This window comes from Vreelandella zhanjiangensis DSM 21076 (assembly GCF_000377665.1).
In the GTDB taxonomy this organism is placed as follows: Bacteria; Pseudomonadota; Gammaproteobacteria; order Pseudomonadales; family Halomonadaceae; genus Vreelandella; species Vreelandella zhanjiangensis.
In genome coordinates, this window is record NZ_KB898650.1 from 1 (window position 1) to 17,608 (window position 17,608).

The 17,608-nt window shown below is 57.3% G+C and carries 16 protein-coding genes; 13 read left to right on the top strand and 3 right to left on the bottom strand.

Annotated features, from left to right (window positions below):
• Positions 1–164: 164 nt before the first annotated feature.
• Positions 165–1,364, bottom strand: coding sequence for a tyrosine--tRNA ligase (gene tyrS, locus D467_RS0110760; protein WP_018917531.1), 1,200 nt, complete (start codon positions 1,362–1,364; stop codon positions 165–167).
• A 114-nt stretch (positions 1,365–1,478) separates the two neighbouring features.
• On the opposite strand from tyrS, the gene D467_RS0110765 reads away from it, so the two are divergent.
• The 6 genes from D467_RS0110765 (at position 1,479) to metW (ending at position 6,826) form a co-directional block, all read left to right on the top strand.
• A complete protein-coding gene (locus D467_RS0110765; protein WP_018917532.1) occupies positions 1,479–2,621 on the top strand; it encodes an anhydro-N-acetylmuramic acid kinase in 1,143 nt (380 codons plus the stop codon).
• Between the two features lie 150 nt (positions 2,622–2,771).
• Positions 2,772–3,476 (top strand): YggS family pyridoxal phosphate-dependent enzyme, encoded by a 705-nt coding sequence (locus D467_RS0110770; RefSeq protein WP_018917533.1) that lies wholly within the window; start codon positions 2,772–2,774, stop codon positions 3,474–3,476.
• Positions 3,477–3,531: 55 nt separating this feature from the next.
• On the top strand, positions 3,532–4,356 hold the full coding sequence (gene proC, locus D467_RS0110775; RefSeq protein ID WP_018917534.1) for a pyrroline-5-carboxylate reductase: 825 nt from the start codon (positions 3,532–3,534) through the stop codon (positions 4,354–4,356).
• A 30-nt stretch (positions 4,357–4,386) separates the two neighbouring features.
• Positions 4,387–4,980, top strand: a complete 594-nt coding sequence (locus D467_RS0110780; RefSeq protein WP_018917535.1) for a YggT family protein — start codon at positions 4,387–4,389, stop codon at positions 4,978–4,980.
• Positions 4,981–5,051: 71 nt separating this feature from the next.
• Entirely contained in the window at positions 5,052–6,233 is a 1,182-nt protein-coding gene (gene metX / locus D467_RS0110785; RefSeq protein ID WP_018917536.1) for a homoserine O-succinyltransferase MetX, read from the top strand.
• Complete coding sequence (metW, locus tag D467_RS0110790; protein WP_018917537.1) at positions 6,233–6,826, top strand: methionine biosynthesis protein MetW; 594 nt, start codon at positions 6,233–6,235, stop codon at positions 6,824–6,826. The genes metX and metW overlap by 1 nt, the downstream gene beginning before the upstream one ends.
• Here metW and sfsA read toward each other — a convergent pair.
• Both sfsA and D467_RS0110800 read right to left on the bottom strand, forming a co-directional pair.
• Positions 6,767–7,549, bottom strand: coding sequence for a DNA/RNA nuclease SfsA (gene sfsA, locus D467_RS0110795; RefSeq protein WP_018917538.1), 783 nt, complete (start codon positions 7,547–7,549; stop codon positions 6,767–6,769). The two genes, metW and sfsA, sit on opposite strands and share 60 nt — an antisense overlap.
• Positions 7,549–8,709 (bottom strand): aminotransferase class I/II-fold pyridoxal phosphate-dependent enzyme, encoded by a 1,161-nt coding sequence (locus D467_RS0110800; protein ID WP_018917539.1) that lies wholly within the window; start codon positions 8,707–8,709, stop codon positions 7,549–7,551. Before D467_RS0110800 ends, sfsA begins: the two co-directional genes overlap by 1 nt.
• Before the next feature lie 197 nt (positions 8,710–8,906).
• On the opposite strand from D467_RS0110800, the gene dksA reads away from it, so the two are divergent.
• The 7 genes from dksA to folK all read left to right on the top strand — a co-directional run bounded on the left by dksA (position 8,907) and on the right by folK (position 17,528).
• On the top strand, positions 8,907–9,344 hold the full coding sequence (dksA, locus tag D467_RS0110805; protein ID WP_018917540.1) for an RNA polymerase-binding protein DksA: 438 nt from the start codon (positions 8,907–8,909) through the stop codon (positions 9,342–9,344).
• An 80-nt stretch (positions 9,345–9,424) separates the two neighbouring features.
• Positions 9,425–10,315 carry a tRNA glutamyl-Q(34) synthetase GluQRS gene (gene gluQRS, locus D467_RS0110810; protein ID WP_026285722.1) on the top strand — a complete coding sequence of 297 codons (891 nt, stop codon included), beginning with the start codon at positions 9,425–9,427 and terminating at the stop codon, positions 10,313–10,315.
• A 10-nt stretch (positions 10,316–10,325) separates the two neighbouring features.
• Positions 10,326–10,502, top strand: coding sequence for a hypothetical protein (locus D467_RS19925; RefSeq protein WP_018917542.1), 177 nt, complete (start codon positions 10,326–10,328; stop codon positions 10,500–10,502).
• The gene (locus tag D467_RS0110820; RefSeq protein WP_018917543.1) at positions 10,492–13,434 is read left to right on the top strand and encodes an ATP-binding protein; all 2,943 of its coding nucleotides are present in this window, start codon (positions 10,492–10,494) and stop codon (positions 13,432–13,434) included. The genes D467_RS19925 and D467_RS0110820 overlap by 11 nt, the downstream gene beginning before the upstream one ends.
• Positions 13,412–14,797, top strand: a complete 1,386-nt coding sequence (locus D467_RS0110825; RefSeq protein ID WP_018917544.1) for a sigma-54-dependent transcriptional regulator — start codon at positions 13,412–13,414, stop codon at positions 14,795–14,797. Before D467_RS0110820 ends, D467_RS0110825 begins: the two co-directional genes overlap by 23 nt.
• A gap of 837 nt (positions 14,798–15,634) precedes the next feature.
• Positions 15,635–17,020, top strand: a complete 1,386-nt coding sequence (pcnB, locus tag D467_RS0110830) for a polynucleotide adenylyltransferase PcnB (RefSeq protein WP_026285723.1) — start codon at positions 15,635–15,637, stop codon at positions 17,018–17,020.
• 7 nt (positions 17,021–17,027) lie between these two features.
• A complete protein-coding gene (folK, locus tag D467_RS0110835) occupies positions 17,028–17,528 on the top strand; it encodes a 2-amino-4-hydroxy-6-hydroxymethyldihydropteridine diphosphokinase (protein WP_018917546.1) in 501 nt (166 codons plus the stop codon).
• Positions 17,529–17,608 lie beyond the last annotated feature (80 nt).

Below are 17,608 nucleotides of genomic sequence, written 5' to 3' on the forward strand. Positions count from 1 at the left end.
AGCGGGTGAAGTGAGCGATGTAAATCTCGCTAACCTCCTGACAAACCGAAGGTTTTCACCTTCATTCACCGCTGGTAACGCTTGGCGTCCCCGGCAGCGGATGCGTACTTTACGGATTCGCTGCCGGATTGGCAAGGGCTTTTTTAAAGATAGTTTCAAAAACTTCAAATAAGCGTCACACGGGCGTAACGTTTCTTACCTGCCTGTATTACGTAGCCCTTACCCGTCGCCAGCATAGTGTCCTGAGCAACGGCTTCTCCATCGACCTTAACACTGCCGTTTTTGAGCATATCCTTTGCCTGGGCACTGTTCTTGGTCAGGCCAGAGCGGTTAAGTACGGCCGCAATAGGTGCCTGCTCGGCCCCTTCAAAGTCCACTTCCACTTCCGGCAGGTCTTCCGGCAGTTCTCCATCGGCTAGTTGATTACCCGCTGACTTATGAGCGTTGGCGGCCGCTTCGTCACCGTGGTAGCGAGCAATCAGCTCACGCGCCAGCTCCATTTTCACGTCACGCGGGTTCGCACCCTGTTCAACGCTTTGCTTAAGCGCCTCGATCTCTTCGTTAGACTTCAGCGACAGTAGCTCAAAGTAACGCCACATCAAGCTATCGGGCATTGAAACCAGCTTGTTGAACATGGAACCCGGCGCTTCATCGACCCCAACGTAGTTGCCCAGCGACTTCGACATCTTCTGCACGCCGTCCAGGCCTTCCAACAACGGCATGGTAATAACGACCTGCGGCTCCTGACCAAAGTGCTTTTGAATTTCACGGCCCATCAGCAGATTGAACTTCTGATCGGTGCCACCCAATTCGATATCAGCCTCAAGCGCCACCGAGTCGTAGCCCTGAACCAGCGGATACAAAAACTCGTGGATCGCGATCGGCTGGTTGGACTTGTAGCGCTTTTCAAAGTCGTCACGTTCAAGCATGCGGGCAACGGTACTTTGAGCGGCCAGCTCAATCATCTTGGCGGCGGTCAGTTCGCCAAACCACTCGGCATTAAAGCGCACCTCGGTCTTTTCAGGATCGAGGATCTTGAACACCTGCTCTTTATAGGTTTCCGCGTTGGCTTTTACATCCGCTGCGGTTAGTGGCTTGCGGGTCACGTTTTTGCCGGTTGGGTCGCCAATGCGGCCAGTGAAGTCACCAATCAAAAAGATGACAGTGTGACCCAGGTCCTGGAATTGGCGCATTTTAGTCAGCAATACGCTGTGGCCCAGATGCAGATCAGGGGCTGTGGGGTCAAAACCAGCTTTGATACGCAGCTTACGCCCAGAGGCCAGCTTTTTCTTAAGCTCGTCCTCTACCAGGATTTCATGCGTACCCCGCGCCAGCAGCGCTAAAGCCTGATCCACCTCACTCATTGCCTCTCTCCATATAAACTTTGCCCAAATGGGCACACAGATGATAAATAGCCGACGATGTTACCATGCCTGCAGTTCTTGGTTGAGCCTTCGCACCGCTTTGGATGATGCTTTATGAAAACGCCCCCCGCGGCTCCCACGCTTTACTATATTGGCTTGATGTCAGGCACCAGCCTGGATGGCGTTGATGCCGCCCTGATTGCTATTGAGTCAGAAACACCGCCACGGCTGGTAGCCACCCACGCTGAGCCCATGCCGGATACGCTGCACAGCGCACTATTAGCGCTATGCCATGCCGAGCAGGCAAGCTTTGCGCAGCTGGCCTTTGCAGAAAACACGTTTTGCGCACTGCAGGCACAGGCCGTTAAGGCACTACTCGCCAAGCAGCAGCTATCACCCCATCAGATTACCGCGATCGGCAGCCACGGCCAGACTATTGAGCACGCCCCGAGTGGCCATCAAGGCGGCCCCGCCTATACGCTGCAGCTAGACAACCCCAGCCTCTTGGCGGAACTCACCGGCTGTACGGTTGTGGCGGATTTTCGCCGCCGCGATCTAGCCGCGGGCGGCCAGGCGGCACCGCTCGCTCCGGCATTTCATCAGGCACTGTTTGGCAGAAAAAGTGCCGATCAGTTGATTCTCAACCTGGGCGGTATTGCCAATATCACCTGGCTGCCTCGTGATGAAGACCACCCCGTGCTGGGCTTTGATACCGGCCCGGCCAACGTATTGCTGGATGCGTGGTTTGCTGAACATCAAGGCGGCCGCTTTGATCAGGACGGCGCCTGGGCCAAGAGCGGCCAAGTGGATGAGAAGCTGTTAGCAGACTTTTTAGCCGACCCTTTCTTCCGCCAGCCGCCGCCGCGCAGCACAGGGCGGGAATACTTTCACGTGGCGTGGCTCAAGCAGCGGCTTACCGGCAGGGAATTGCCGGCAGATGTACAGGCCACCCTGGCGGAGCTAACCGCCATCAGCGTGGCGGAAGGTGTCGGCCAACTGCTGCCTAACGGCCAACCCACCACATTGATTACCGGCGGTGGCGGTGCGCATAACGCCTACTTAATGGCACGCCTGGCCCATCATCTGCCCAACGCCACGTTTACCTCGCCCACCGCTTACGGCTGGCCGGAAGACTGGATTGAAGCAGGCGCGTTTGCCTGGCTTGCCCATCAGCGTTTGCACCACCTGCCCGGCAACTTGCCCTCCGTGACGGGCGCCCAGGGGCCTCGTGTGCTGGGCGGCATTTATGCGCCCTGAGGGTGTTTAGCGTAACGCCGCTCCCCTCTGCCAGCCGTATGCGGGAAGGTAATTCAGCATAAACGGGGCATCCGGACGCATTCTGCTTTGCCGAGACTGCCAGCAGTTCGGTAATATCCCTCTCTCCCTCAGCTGCTAAGGTGCTTGAGTATGACAGACATCGCGCTAACCGAGTCGCTTGCTCAAGCGCGCGAACGCCTGCACCAGGCGCTTCAAAAGGCAGGCCGCCCGTTAAATGATGCGACACTGCTGGCGGTGAGCAAAACCAAACCGGCAGCCCTGATTCGTCAGGCTTGGGAACTCGGCCAACGCGAATTTGGCGAAAACTACCTGCAGGAAGCCCTGGAAAAGCAGGTAGTCTTGGCTGATCTCGATGATATCGTGTGGCATTTCATTGGCCCGCTGCAGTCGAATAAAACCCGCTCGGTAGCAGAGCACTTTGACTGGATGCACAGCGTGGATCGCTTGAAAATTGCTAAACGGCTAAGCGAACAGCGTCCGCCGCATTTAGCACCGTTAAATATTTGCCTACAGGTTAATATCAGCCGTGAGGCGTCCAAGTCCGGCGTTATGCCTGAAGACGTCATGGGCCTGGCCCGCGAAATTGCCCAGCTACCCCATTTATGCTTACGCGGGTTAATGGCCATTCCCGCGCCAGCCAAAACACTAGAAGCGCAACGCGAACCACTAGCGGCACTCAAGCAATTACTTACATCGCTGCAAGCCGCGCTACCTCAGGCCCCATTAGATACACTCTCAATGGGCATGAGCGATGACCTGGAGGCCGCCGTGCTTGAAGGCGCCACACTGGTACGTCTAGGCACAGCCATCTTCGGCACGCGCGGGGCGGCCTAACACAACACGTTAAGGCTGCGGACACAGAAAATTCACCCTTCAATAGGATAAGCACATGGCGAGCAAGATCACTTTTATCGGCGCAGGCAATATGGCAAGCGCGATTATCGGCGGCCTTATCGACAGCGGCGTTGCGCCCACTGACCTTACCGCCACGGCTCCCAAAAACAGCGAACTTGCGCCGGTTAAAGAGCGCCTGGGCATTAACACCCATACCGACAACAACGCTGCCATCAGTAGCGCTGACGTAGTGGTTCTGGCTGTAAAACCACAGATCATGCGCGCGGTCTGTGAAGACCTGCGAGACACTGTTCAGCAACAGCGCCCGCTGGTAATTTCGATCGCCGCAGGCCTAGACGCCGCGACCATCGACCAGTGGCTAGGGGGCAATAATGCCCTGGTACGCTGCATGCCCAACACACCCTCTTTGGTGGGTTACGGCGCCAGCGGCTTGTATGCCAATGCCGCCGTCAGCGATACCCAGCGCGATATCGCCACCCAGCTAATGGAAGCCGTCGGCATTGTGGAATGGGTGGAAGAAGAGTCTCTTTTAGATGCGGTTACCGCCGTTTCGGGTAGCGCACCGGCCTACTTCTTTTTGATGTTTGAAGCGATGGAAGAAGCCGCCGTAAAACTTGGCCTGCCGGCTGACACCGCGCGTCGTCTAGCGATTCAGACCGCACTGGGTGCCGCCACCATGGCGCAGCGAAGTGATAAAGATCCCGCTACGCTCAAGCAGAACGTTATGTCTCCAGGCGGCACTACCGAGCGTGCTATTCAGCATATGGAAGAAGCGCAACTGCGCACTATTATTGACGATGCCATGAAAGCCTGCGCCAAGCGTGCCCAAGAAATGGCCCATGAATTAAGCAACAGCTAAACATCACCTAACGTAACGGAGACATCATCAATGGGCAGCCAATTGGGTAGTGCCGGGTTAACGCTGGTTAACTCACTGATCAACATCTATTTATTCTTACTGATGCTGCGCTTTTTATTGCAGGCTTCGCGTGCGGATTATTACAACCCGCTAAGCCAAACGGTGGTTAAAATCACTCAGCCTGTCGTCGGGCCGTTTCAAAGCTTCCTAGGGCCCGTCGCTGGGCGCTTCGACCTCGCGACCCTGGCCGCTGGCTTTGTACTAAAGGTAGTCAGCATCATCGCTATTTTTATGGTCATTGGCATCGGCATGCCGCCTATTGCCGGGCTGCTGATTGCCGGCATTGCGGCGCTTGCCAATGCCATCTTAAAGATCTATTTCTTTGCCATGATCGTGATGATCATTCTGAGCTGGGTTGCGCCGAACGCCAGCCATCCGGCAGCGCTGCTGGTCATGCAGCTGGTAGAACCCATCATGGCGCCAGTGCGTCGGGTGATTCCGCCATTGGGCATGATTGATCTATCGCCGATTGTGGTGTTTATCGCCATTAATCTTATCGATGGACTGGTCGTTGGCTCACTGATCCGTGCGGCTGGCATTTCCGGTGCGTTGGTAGGTCTTTAAAGGCCTACCTCAACCACCCCATACATCAGGATTTTTCCAGCAGGACTAATCTAGCAGGACTAATGCTCTCGATGCCCGATTCAGACACGCTTGCTTTTGCTGACCAGCCAACGGGCTCCGTTGGTCTTGTCACGCCGCATATTGCCCAGTTCGATACGCCGCTTGCGCTCGCCTGCGGCAAAGTATTGCCCGAATATGAGCTGATTTATGAGACCTATGGCACGCTAAACGCTGAGCGCAGCAACGCCGTGCTGATTTGCCATGCACTTTCTGGGCATCATCACGCAGCGGGTTATCACAGCCGGGATGACCGCAAGCCCGGCTGGTGGGACTCTCATATCGGCCCCGGTAAATCCATCGACACCAACCGCTTTTTCGTCGTGTCCTTAAATAATCTGGGTGGCTGCCACGGCAGCACCGGGCCGGTTAGCCACAACCCGGAAAGCGGGCGTCAGTGGGGGCCAGACTTCCCCATGGTCACGGTCAGCGACTGGGTCGCAAGCCAGGCGCGCTTGGCGGATCACCTAGGGATTGAACGCTGGGCCGCCGCCATAGGCGGAAGCCTCGGCGGCATGCAGGTGTTGCAGTGGACAATCACCTACCCGGAGCGCGTGGCCAATGCAGTGGTGATTGCGGCAACGCCGCGTCTTTCAGCGCAAAATATCGCGTTTAATGAAGTCGCGCGCCAGGCTATTCGCTCGGACCCAGAGTTCTTCGGCGGCTGGTACGCCGACCATGACACCGTGCCCAAACGCGGGCTGAAACTGGCACGCATGGTGGGCCATATCACCTATTTGTCAGAAGATGCCATGGGCAGCAAGTTCGGTCGAGACCTGCGTAGCGATGATCTTAATTTTGGTTTCGACGTTGAGTTTCAGGTCGAGTCCTACCTGCGCTATCAGGGTGATGCGTTCTCCACCGCGTTTGATGCCAACACTTACCTGCTGATGACCAAGGCGCTGGACTATTTCGACCCGGCCGCCCTGGCTGACGGCGATCTCGCCAAGGCGCTGGCGCCCGCGCAGTGCCCGTTTCTGATTGTCAGCTTTACGACCGACTGGCGGTTCCCGCCGGCACGCTCACGCGAGCTGGTAGATGCACTGATCCGTGCAGGCAAGTCGGTTAGCTACGCCAATATTGAATCGCCTCACGGACACGACGCGTTCTTGCTGCCGGAGCCACGCTATCAGGCGTTGTTCAGCGCCTTTATGAACCGTACCGCCCGTGAGCTAGGCCTGGAGGAGATCCGTTGATGCGCGCCGACCTTGAACTGATTTACGACTGGGTACCCCAAGGCGCCCACGTGCTGGATCTTGCCTGTGGCGACGGGGCGCTTCTGGAAAGCCTGGCACGCGACAAAGGCGTGACCGGCTATGGGCTGGAAATTGATCCTGAGGGCATCACCAGCTGTGTCGCACGGGGCGTCAGCGTTATTGAGCACAACCTGGATGACGGCCTGGCCAGTTTTTGCGATCACAGCTATGACCAGGTGATCATGACTCAGGCCCTGCAGGCACTTCGCCGCCCCGACAAAATGCTCGACGAGATGTTACGCGTCGCTGAAGAAGGCATCATCACGTTCCCCAACTTTGCCTATTGGCGTCATCGGGTTTATCTGGGGCTGCGCGGCTATATGCCGGTATCCAAATCGCTGCCCCATGCATGGTACGACACGCCTAACATCCACCTGTCGACCTTTAACGATTTCGAGCACCTGTGCCGCGAGAAAGGCTTGGTGATTGTCGATCGTGCCGTAGGCGTCGGCGAGCGTCGCGGGCACTGGACCTCAAAGTGGTGGCCCAACCTGTTCGGCGAGATCGCTATTTTTCGCGTACGTCGCCGCTAGCCGCACCGGCAGCGTACGCTCAAGCGCTACGCTGACCGGAATGCCCGCCTCCCAGGTGACTTGCGTTCCGTAAGCAAGCACCTCTACCCCATCGGCGACCGCCGCCTCAAGACCTGTCGCATAAGCGGCATCAATATGGGCGGCGGGCGCGACATCATCGATCCCTTCGTGGGCAATGCAGAAAAGCAGCACCGCCCGCTCGCCTTGGCGGGCCAGCGCACTGAGCGCCTGAAGATGTTTGAGCCCACGCGCGCTCACCGAGTCAGGAAAATACCCATAGCCGTCCAGCTCCTTGAGGGTCACCTGCTTGACCTCAACGTAGGCGCGCCCTTTAAGCGGATCCTCCAGAAGAAAATCAAGCCGTGACTCACCGACTTTCACCTCACGCTGATGCTGGGCATAACCGGCTAATGCGTCCAATCGGTTATCACTGAGCGCCGCCTCCACTATCCGATTCGTCCGCCCGGTATGCACTGAGGCTAAGGATGCACTGCCGTCAGGCTGGGGTAGCTCAATCAACTCCCACGTCCACAAAAGCTTGCGCTTGGGATTATCGCTGGGCGATAGCCAGACGCGGCAGCCAGGAAGATTCACGGCTTTCATCGACCCGGTATTGGGGCAATGCGCCACCACTTCCCGGCCATCATCAAGGCGCACATCGGCAAAAAAGCGTTTATAGCGGCGCAGCAGCGTGCCAGGCACCAGGGCCGGATAGCGAACCATCATAGCCGTCCCACAAAGCGAGCGATCCGCGCCACGGCTTCCTCAAGTCGAGCGACATCGTTGGTAAATGCAATCCGCACATGGTGTTCGCCGCCGCGTACCGCAAAATCGATACCGGGGGTAATCGCCACGTTTTCCTCTTCCAAAAGCCGCTCACAGAACGTTTGGCTATCCTGGCTATAGCGTGAGATATCCAGCCATACATAAAACGCCCCCTGAGGCGGTAAATCCGGCGCTAAGCCCAGCTGCGCCAGCCCATCCAGCAGTACCTGACGACGCTCGGCGAGTATTTCGCGACGCTGCTCCATAAGAACCCGGCACTCAGGAGTGAAAGCAGCAAGGGCTGCATGCTGTGAAGGTGTGGAAGCCGCCAGAAAGACATTCTGGGCAAGCCGGGTTAACGGCTCGACCGCCCGCTCCGGCGCAACCAGCCACCCCAGGCGCCAGCCGGTCATACCGAAATACTTCGAGAAGCTGTTAACCACAAACGCCTCGCTGGAAAGCGATGTGGCCGACAGCGGCGCGTCATCGTAGTTGAGTCCTTGATAAATCTCATCGACGATCACTTCACCCGAGCGCTTGGCCACAGCATCCAGCACTTGGCTAAGCTGTTCGGCGCTCAACGTGTGCCCGGTAGGGTTGGAAGGCGAGGCCAACATGGCCAGACGGGTATCGTCGCGCCAGTGGCGGCCGATCAATCCGGCGTCCAGCTGCCAGCCGCTTTCACGCCCCACCGACACCGCATCAACCTCGGCCCCCGCCAGGGCCATAAAATGGCGGTTACACGGATAGTTGGGGTCAGCCATCAGCACCCGATCGCCACTTTCGACCAGCAGTTGGCTTGCGAGCAATAGCGCCCCTGACGCGCCGGGCGTTACCAGAATCCGCGCAGGGTCCACCTGGGCATTAAAGTGCTCGGCATAGTGGCCGGCAATTGCCTCACGTAGCGCGGGTAGTCCTGCCGCAGGGGTGTAGCGCGTCTGGCCGCTGGCCAGCGCCTTTTGGCCTGCGGCCATAATCGGCTCGGGCGTGGCGAAATCAGGCTCCCCCACTTCCAGGTGGATCACATCGTGACCTGCCGCCTCACGCGCCTGAGCCATTTCAAGTAAGTGCATCACCCGAAAGGGGGCAACGTGATTGACACGCGAATTCCAGGCCATAACAGCTCCTTAACCGAACAGAATTAAAACAAGATATAAACCATGACACAGGTCGTATAAACGGCAAGACCATAGTAGAAAGCACACTATTATGCTTGCAACGCAGCCATTTTTCAGATAAACAAGCATCCCTTTGGCGTGAGATCGTGGCACACGCTCATGGTCGATCAGCAGTCACATACGTAAGGGGCAATCCCATGCCAGTAGCGGAAAAAAAACCGGAAGCGACCAAGACTTTCACCCCGTATGAACCGGCACCGGGTGAAGAGTACATGAACGATAAGCAGTTAGCGCATTTTCGCCAACTGCTGTTGGACTGGAAGCAAGACCTCATGGAAGAGGTGGATCGTACCGTGCGCCACCTTCAGGAAGACGCTAATAACTATGCTGATCCCGCTGACCGTGCAACGCAGGAAGAAGGCTTTAGCCTTGAGCTGCGCACGCGCGACCGTGAGCGCAAACTGCTTAAAAAGATCAACGAAACTATCGAGAACATCGATGACGACGATTACGGTTTCTGCGAAGCCTGTGGCGTTGAAATTGGCATTCGTCGCTTAGAAGCCCGTCCAACCGCTACCCTATGCGTGGATTGCAAAACGCTGGCGGAGCTTAAAGAAAAACAGCTGGGCGGCTAAGCAGGTTGGTTAAACCACCTCTACGCTAACGTTGTAGGCGGGCACCTTGGGGTGCCCGTTTTTGTTTTGGGTAAAGGCTTATGACTGCTTCTTCTTGCTACCGTGGACGCTTTGCTCCCACCCCGTCAGGACCACTGCATTTTGGATCTCTGGTGGCGGCGCTGGGCAGCTATCTGGATGCCCGCGCCGTCGGCGGTGAATGGCGGGTACGGATTGAAGATATTGATCCGCCGCGTTGCCCTCAAGGGGCCGACACTACCATCCTGCGCCAGCTGGAGGCCTTTGGTCTGCATTGGGATAAAGAGATTGTCTGGCAGCATGGCCGCCACGCGGCTTATCAACAGGCACTTGAGCAGCTAGCGGCCCAGGGATTAGCCTATCCGTGCAGCTGCTCACGCAAGCAGTGGCAGGATTATGCTATTTACCCAGGCTGGTGTCGTGATGGGCTAAACGCCTCGGGCAAGCCGGTCGCCTGGCGGCTACGCAGCGATTTGGCCAAGCGCCCCATCACCTGGCAGGATCGTCTGTTCGGCCATCAACAGTTTGATCCTGCCGAGATGGGCGACGTGGTGCTCAAGCGCAAGGATAACCTTTGGGCTTACCAGTTGGCGGTTGTCGTCGACGATGCCGAACAGGGCATTACCGATGTGGTAAGAGGCTTGGATCTGCTCGACAACACGCCCTGGCAGCGCCAGCTGCAAATTGCCCTGAAACTTCCCGAGCCACGCTACCTGCATTTACCGCTAGTGGTAACATCACAAGGCCAGAAGCTCTCGAAACAGAACCTTGCGCCATCGCTTGCCGGTGATGACCGGGGTATTCGCCGCCAACTTTTTCAGGCGCTTCAAGCGCTCGACCAATCGCCGCCGCCTGAATTAGCCACAGAACTTCCGGAAAGCCAATTACACTGGGCCGTGGTCAACTGGTCGGTTGAGCGCCTTTCGCCAGCCGAACACCGCCTCTCGCCGTAAGGAATTAACTATGTATGTCTACCGCATCATGCTGTTTTTGGTGTTTGGCGGTTACTTACTCTCTCCGTTATTGATGGACGGCTGGAGCGATCCCGACGCGGTCTGGTACCGACCGTTTGCGATCTGGGGCGTATTGATTGCGCTCACGCTATGGCTTGAGCAAAAAAGGAAGTTAGATGAGCGTTGAGTTAACCGGCGTTTTACTGCTCGGATTAGGCTACCTGGGCCTGCTGTTTAGCTGTGGCGTTGCCGTAGAGCGCGGTTGGATACCCACACGGATTGCTCGCCACCCGCTGGTCTACACCCTCGCGCTAGGGGTTTATGCCAGCGCCTGGGCCATCTATGGCAGCGTCGAGTTTGCCGCCAATGCAGGATTTGGTTATCTGGCCTATTACCTGGGCGCGGCGGGTACGTTTCTGCTCGCGCCGGTGCTGCTGGTACCCATTCAGCGTATTACCCGTACCTACCAGCTCGCTTCACTAGCAGATCTGTTTGCGTTTCGCTTTCGCTCCCGCTGGGCAGGCACGCTGGTCACGTTGATCAGCCTGCTGGCGGTGTTGCCACTGCTGGGTATTCAGGTTCAAACCTTAAGCGATGCCATTCACTGGCTTACCGGCAGCCCCTACAGCTCTGGCGCGGCGCTGCTGTTTTGCGGGTTGATTGCGGTGTTTGCCGTGGTCTTCGGCGCACGGCATAGTCATGCTCGCCAGGACCCTTTGATCAGCATCCTGGCATTTGAATCGTTGATCAAACTGTTCGCGATGCTCGGCCTGGGCGCGGCAGCGCTATGGCTTGTGTTTGACGGGCCGCAGGACCTGCAACACTGGCTGGAAGGGCCGGGCTTTCAAGCCCAGCTGGCAACTCCTCAGCTAGAGGAGGCCCAGTGGCGCACGCTGCTGCTACTGTTTTTTGCAGCCGCCTTCATGATGCCCCACCTGTTTCATATCACGTTTGCCGAAAACCTGTCGCGCCATACGCTGCTTCAAGCCAGCTGGACTCTGCCGCTCTACTTGCTATTAATGGCCATACCGATACCCCTGATTTGGTGGGCTGCCCAATCCGTCACCGACGATATTCCGGTCGCGGCCTACGCCGTTTATGTGATGAGCGAACACTGGTGGATCAAGGCGCTGGCGTTTCTGGCCGGACTTGCCGCCGCCAGTGGCACCATGATCATGATCGCGCTGGCCCTTTCCGGCATGGTGCTCAACCATATCGTGCTGGTGGCCAGGCCTCCAGAAGCCCGGAGTGACCTGTATGGCTGGCTGCTCTGGCTACGCCGTGGCTTGGTAGTCGGCGTTATTATTAGCGGCTGGCTGTTTTATGAATGGGTGGGGCGAAATCACGACCTTGCCAGCCTTGGCCTGGCATCGTTTGTCGGCATGGCGCAATGCTTACCCGGTATGCTGGCGCTGCTCTATTGGCCAGGCGCCAACCGCATGGGCATGGTGGTCGGACTGATCGCAGGCGTTGCGCTATGGCTCTGGGGGCTCTGGCTGCCGCTGATTTTCTCGCTCCCCACACCGCCGCTGCCCTTTGCCCACCTTATCCCTGCCAATGCGCCGCCCTGGTACACGGTCACTCTGCTGTCGCTTGCCACTAACATCGTGCTGTTGATTGTCATCTCGCTGTTTACGCGTATATCAGAAGGTGAAAGATCAGCGGCAGAAGCGTGTTCTGTCGATGCGGTCATCCGCTCGAAGCGCTTACCGCTGGAAGCCGCCACCGCCGCTGATTTTTCTCCCCATCTGGCCCAGGCTATAGGCGATGAGGCGGCCCAGCGCGAGGTTTCCCGAGCGCTAAAAGCCCTCAAGCTGACGCCTCAAGAGCGGCGTCCTTACGCGTTACGCAGGCTACGCGACCGTATTCAGGCCAACCTTTCAGGCTTGATGGGGCCTTCGGTCGCCCGCGATATCGTCGATCGCTACCTGCCCTACCGCCATGATGATGCACCGGTAACCGACGATATCCACTTTGTCGAAAGTCGCTTGGAAGCCTACCGCTCGCGCCTGACCGGGCTTGCCCGTGAGCTTGACGGGCTACGCCGTCACCACCGACAAACGCTGGCTTACCTGCCGGTGGGGCTGTGCGTATTTGGCGATGATAAAGAGCTTATTATGTGGAATCAGGCGCTGACGCGGCTTTCAGGCATTAGCGGAGAAAGCGTTATTGGCTCGCGCTGCGACAGCCTGCCCGCCCCGTGGTCTGAACTGCTGGGCAATGTGCTTTCCGCCTCGCAAACCCCGCGCTATAAACAGGCGGTGTCGCTGCACGGCAAGGATTACTTTCTGACCCTGCATAAAGCGGAGCTAAGCGGCCATGACAGCCGGGGCGGCAGCGTCGTTCTGGTTGAAGACCATACCGAGATGAAGTGGCTTGAGGATGAACTGGTGCATGCCGCCCGCCTGGCGTCTATCGGCCAGCTGGCGGCGGGCGTGGCCCATGAAATCGGCAATCCGATTACCGGGATCTCGTCACTGGCGCAAAATTTACGCTACGATACCAACGACCCTGCCCTGCTGGAAACCGCCGACCAGATTCAGCAATTGACCCAGCGAGTCACTAAAATAGTTAACTCACTGGTAGGCTTTGCTCACGGCGGTCGCCTTTCGGGCCCACCACCAGCGTCGCCCGTAGCGCTTACGGCGATTAGCGAAGACGCATTACACTTGATCCACCTGGCGCGCTCGGGCGAGGATGTAACGCTTACCAACGCCTGCCCTGAAGATCTTGTGGTACGCGGTGACGCGCAGCGGTTGACCCAGGTCATGGTCAATCTGCTCAGCAATGCCCGGGATGCCTGTATGCCCGGCGGTCATGTGACGATTACGGCTGGCCAGCAAAGTGGCAGCGCCTGGTGGCGAGTAACCGATGATGGCCAGGGGATCGATCCGCGCGTGCGCGATCACCTGTTTGAGCCTTTCACCACCACCAAACCGGCAGGCGAAGGCACAGGCCTTGGGCTATCGCTTGCGTATCAGATTATCAACGAGCATCAAGGCAAAATAGACGTGGCCTCGCCACCTCCCGATGAGCCTCGCGGCACGGCCATTACGCTTTGGCTGCCGCTTTACCAACAGGATGACCCGCAATCCCATGCCCAGGATTCTGATTGTTGAAGATGAAGCGATTATTCGCAGCGCCTTAAAGCGCTTACTCGAACGCCATGACTATACCGTCAGCGAAGCGGGCAGCGTCGAAGACGCCAGCCAGTTGGCGCTTAACGAGTTCGATCTCATCATCAGCGACCTGCGCCTGCCGGGCGAACCGGGCACCACGCTGATCAGTGCCGCCGCCCCTGCGCCGGTGCTGATCATGACCAGCTATGCCAGCATGCGCTCGGCGGTGGACGCCTTAAAGCAGGGGGCGGTCGACTATATCGCCAAACCGTTTGACCATACTGAGCTGCTTGAAACCATTGAGCGCATTTTGCATCAGCAGTCGATGCAGCACGGCGAGCCACCCGCGATTACCGATGATGGCGGCAGCCAGCAGATGATGATCGGTAATTGCACGGCCATGCAGCAGGTCTATACGCGTATTCGCAAAACCGCCCCGGCCGACGTTACCGTACTGATTCTGGGTGAATCGGGTACCGGTAAAGAGCTTGTCGCCCGAGCGATTCATCAGCAGAGTAAGCGCGCCAAAGCGCCGCTGATCAGCGTTAACTGCGCGGCTATTCCCGAAACGCTGATCGAATCAGAGCTGTTTGGGCATGAAAAAGGTGCATTTACCGGCGCCAGTGCATCACGCACCGGCTTAGTAGAAGCCGCCGACCAAGGCACGCTGTTTTTGGATGAAATAGGCGAGCTACCCCTGGATGCCCAGGCGCGTCTGCTGCGCGTACTGCAGGAGGGCGAAATTCGTAAGATCGGCTCGGTCGAAACCCGCCACGTGAATGTACGCCTGATTGCCGCCACTCACCGGGACCTGCGCGCCCTGTCCAAAAGCGGCGAATTCCGCTTGGATCTTTATTACCGCCTGAACGTCATGCAGATCGAGCTGCCCCCGCTTCGCGAACGCGAAGACGATGTACTGGAAATTGCCGATATTCTGCTGGATAAGGCGTGCGCTCGACACGAACGCCCCGGCCTACGGCTTTCCAGAGCGGCCCGCCAGGATCTGCGCGACTACCCATGGCCAGGCAATGTCCGTGAGTTGGAAAATGCCTTGGAGCGGGGGGTGATTCTGGCGGAGGGCCATTTGATTCACCCTGACGACCTGGGGCTTGCGCCAACGCCGTCGCGTAACCATTCGCAGGCCAACCCCGCGGCAACACCTTCCGCTGACGAGACTGCCCAAGGAGAAGATGAGGATGATCTATCCTTGGAAGACTACTTTCAGCACTTTGTGCTTGAACACCAGGACCAGATGAGTGAAACCGAGCTGGCTCAAAAACTCGGCATCAGCCGCAAGAACTTATGGGAGCGGCGCCAGCGGCTAGGCATCCCACGCAAGAAGACCGCACGGCGTCCTAACTGACGCCGTGGCAGGCCGCGAGACAAACCTAACACTTACGACTTACGACCAACGTCTAATATACTGATTTAAATAAAAAATATTTAAAAATCGCGTTCCAGACACTGTTACCTACCCACACAAACGACTCAAAAAACCGACACGGATCCGGTAACACTTGTTTGTTACCCTGCCGCTCTGGCACGCCATTAAACCCTCAAGACATTGAAATTTAAAAAAATTAAAACAACTGGCACGACGAGTGCAATATTACTGGGTAAGAAAAACAAATTGGGCCGCGCGGTGGGTCGCTAACAAAAACAAAATGACACCACCCCAACCTGAGCCATAACAAAAACAACAGGGCCAGGTGAGATAACAGCACTAATAACAATAACAGGCTTACATCTCTGACTTGCTGGCGCTAAGAAGAATAAGCGCAGCTAATAAAAACAAAAGGTAGCAAGTGCCCAGAAAGGACGCGACGTACACCGAATGATCTGCGTACGAACAATAATAATAGCAGTGAGTGTGTACACCCCCGGAACCAATAATAATACGTCGGGGAAGAAAAGTTCGCGGTTGGATTATTGTTTTGAATACGAGGCGGTCGGATACGGCCTATCGACTGCGGTGCGTATTCAGGGCGATGTGCCATCATGAAGAAAAACAGCAGCATGGACGCTGATTGAACACTTTATAGGGGAGGCTCTTTTAGCCTCCCCTTTCCGCGTTTATAGGGTAAGGCGTTTGCAAACCTGCCAGAGGTGCTTTGCAAGCGTAAAGGGGTCGGCTACACTCATCGGCTTACCGATTACTTCACGGTCATTTTTTCGATACCCTGCGAGTCGATATCGCCGCATGTTCAAAGGATTTACCCGTTTCTTACATAGCCCGGGAGAGCAATTGAAAACCCTGCTCGATCCCCAAGAGAGTGAAACCACTCTCAGCCCACGCATTATTCCTCGGTCCGAGCATCCCGTTTCTCGCCAACATATCAGCGACGCCGCGTTAAAAGTGCTCTATCGCCTTAGCGGTGCAGGCTTTGAGGCCTATCTGGTAGGCGGATGTATTCGCGATGCTTTGCTTGGCAAGATGCCCAAGGATTTTGACGTTGCCACCAACGCGACGCCTGAACAGGTACGCGATCTGTTTCGCAACTCGCGCTTGATCGGCCGACGCTTTCGTATTGTCCACGTCCGCTTTGGGCGTGAGGTCATCGAAGTCACTACGTTCCGTGGCAAACCACAAGACGAACATGGCGATCACATTGCCCAACAGTCTGACGCCGGCCTGCTGCTGCGTGACAACGTATGGGGCAATATCGAGGAAGACGCCTTACGGCGCGACTTCACCGTCAATGCCCTGTACTACAACATTGCCGACTTCAGCCTTCACGATTTTGCCAACGGTGCGCGCGATATTGAATCGCGCACGCTGCGCCTGATCGGCGACCCGGCCACGCGCTACCGGGAAGATCCGGTACGTATGCTGCGCGCCGTGCGCTTTGCGGCCAAGCTCGATTTCACCATTGAGCCTGCCACCGAAGCACCGATGTACGATCTTGCGCCGCTGCTGCTGCAAATTCCGCCCGCGCGACTGTTTGATGAAGTGCTCAAGATGTTTATGTCCGGTCATGGACTGGCGACCTTCCGCCTGCTCAGCCATTACGGCCTGTTTGGCATGCTCTTCCCCGAATCGGAAGAGGCCATGGCCGATGCGGCGTGGGCGGAAAAATTAATCGAATACGCCCTGACCAATACCGACAAGCGGATTGCCGAAGACCGCCCAGTGACACCTGCGTTCCTGCTCGCCGCTTTCTTGTGGGCGCCGGTCGCCAACCGCCAGGCCGAGCTTGAAGCTGAAGGCATGCCCGCCATACCGGCGCTACAAACGGCGGCTCAAGAGGTTGTTTCGCGTCAGTTGGAACATACCTCTATCCCTAAACGCTTTGGTATGCCCATGCGCGATATTTGGGAGCTGCAGGCACGCCTTCCGTTACGGCGCGGCAAGCGCGCTTTCCAGACCCGCGAGCACCCGCGTTTCCGCGCAGCTTACGATTTACTCCTGCTGCGCGAGCAAGCCGGTGAGATTCCGCGCGGCCTGGGCGACTGGTGGACGGCTTTCCAGCAGGGCGATGAGCATGAACAGCGCCGCCTGCTTCAGAAAGTGGGCGGCGACCCGGCAAGCCAGGGCGACCGCCGCCGCAAACGGCGCCGTAAACCCACGCGTAACCCCGAACAGTGAGTAAAGCATGACAACGTTAGCGCTGGCGTATATTGGTCTGGGTAGCAATCTTGATGACCCTATTACACAAGTACGCCAGGCTATTTCGGCGCTTGCCACCCTGCCGCTTAGCAAGCTTCACGGCACCTCCTCGTTGTACGCAAGCCGCCCGGTTGGCCCTCAAGACCAGCCCGATTTTGTGAACGCGGTCGTCGCCCTGAAAACCTCGCTTTCACCGCTCGCCCTACTTGATCAGCTACAGTCGTTAGAGCAGCGCCATCGGCGCAAGCGCGAGCGTCACTGGGGGCCGCGCACGCTGGATCTGGATTTACTGCTTTATGATCAGCAGACAATTGCCTATCCGCGCTTGAACGTTCCTCACCCGCATATGCATGAGCGAGCCTTTGTTCTGGCGCCTCTGGCCGAACTTGATGCCACGCTAACTCTTCACCAGCAGCCGCTAAGCCACTGGCTGGATAACATTGCCAACCCCGGCATTCAGCGTTTAGTCGAAGATGGCCCCGGCTAAGCGGCTATCTTGTTAGCCAGGCCTCGACACACAGCGCTCGACCGGGTAACAATCGCCTATCTGGCAACAAGCCGAGCTAA

Excerpts from the sequence above, each read along its gene's own strand:
- tyrS (WP_018917531.1), bottom strand. The coding sequence starts at position 1,364 with ATGAGTGAGGTGGATCAGGCTTTAGCGCTGCTGGCGCGGGGTACGCAT.
- D467_RS0110825 (WP_018917544.1), top strand. The coding sequence starts at position 13,412 with ATGCCCAGGATTCTGATTGTTGAAGATGAAGCGATTATTCGCAGCGCC.
- pcnB (WP_026285723.1), top strand. The coding sequence starts at position 15,635 with ATGTTCAAAGGATTTACCCGTTTCTTACATAGCCCGGGAGAGCAATTG.
- D467_RS0110800 (WP_018917539.1), bottom strand. The coding sequence starts at position 8,709 with ATGGCCTGGAATTCGCGTGTCAATCACGTTGCCCCCTTTCGGGTGATG.
- proC (WP_018917534.1), top strand. The coding sequence starts at position 3,532 with ATGGCGAGCAAGATCACTTTTATCGGCGCAGGCAATATGGCAAGCGCG.
- metW (WP_018917537.1), top strand. The coding sequence starts at position 6,233 with ATGCGCGCCGACCTTGAACTGATTTACGACTGGGTACCCCAAGGCGCC.
- sfsA (WP_018917538.1), bottom strand. The coding sequence starts at position 7,549 with ATGGTTCGCTATCCGGCCCTGGTGCCTGGCACGCTGCTGCGCCGCTAT.
- metX (WP_018917536.1), top strand. The coding sequence starts at position 5,052 with ATGCCCGATTCAGACACGCTTGCTTTTGCTGACCAGCCAACGGGCTCC.
- D467_RS0110820 (WP_018917543.1), top strand. The coding sequence starts at position 10,492 with ATGAGCGTTGAGTTAACCGGCGTTTTACTGCTCGGATTAGGCTACCTG.
- dksA (WP_018917540.1), top strand. The coding sequence starts at position 8,907 with ATGCCAGTAGCGGAAAAAAAACCGGAAGCGACCAAGACTTTCACCCCG.
- D467_RS0110770 (WP_018917533.1), top strand. The coding sequence starts at position 2,772 with ATGACAGACATCGCGCTAACCGAGTCGCTTGCTCAAGCGCGCGAACGC.
- D467_RS0110765 (WP_018917532.1), top strand. The coding sequence starts at position 1,479 with ATGAAAACGCCCCCCGCGGCTCCCACGCTTTACTATATTGGCTTGATG.
- folK (WP_018917546.1), top strand. The coding sequence starts at position 17,028 with ATGACAACGTTAGCGCTGGCGTATATTGGTCTGGGTAGCAATCTTGAT.
- gluQRS (WP_026285722.1), top strand. The coding sequence starts at position 9,425 with ATGACTGCTTCTTCTTGCTACCGTGGACGCTTTGCTCCCACCCCGTCA.
- D467_RS0110780 (WP_018917535.1), top strand. The coding sequence starts at position 4,387 with ATGGGCAGCCAATTGGGTAGTGCCGGGTTAACGCTGGTTAACTCACTG.
- D467_RS19925 (WP_018917542.1), top strand. The coding sequence starts at position 10,326 with ATGTATGTCTACCGCATCATGCTGTTTTTGGTGTTTGGCGGTTACTTA.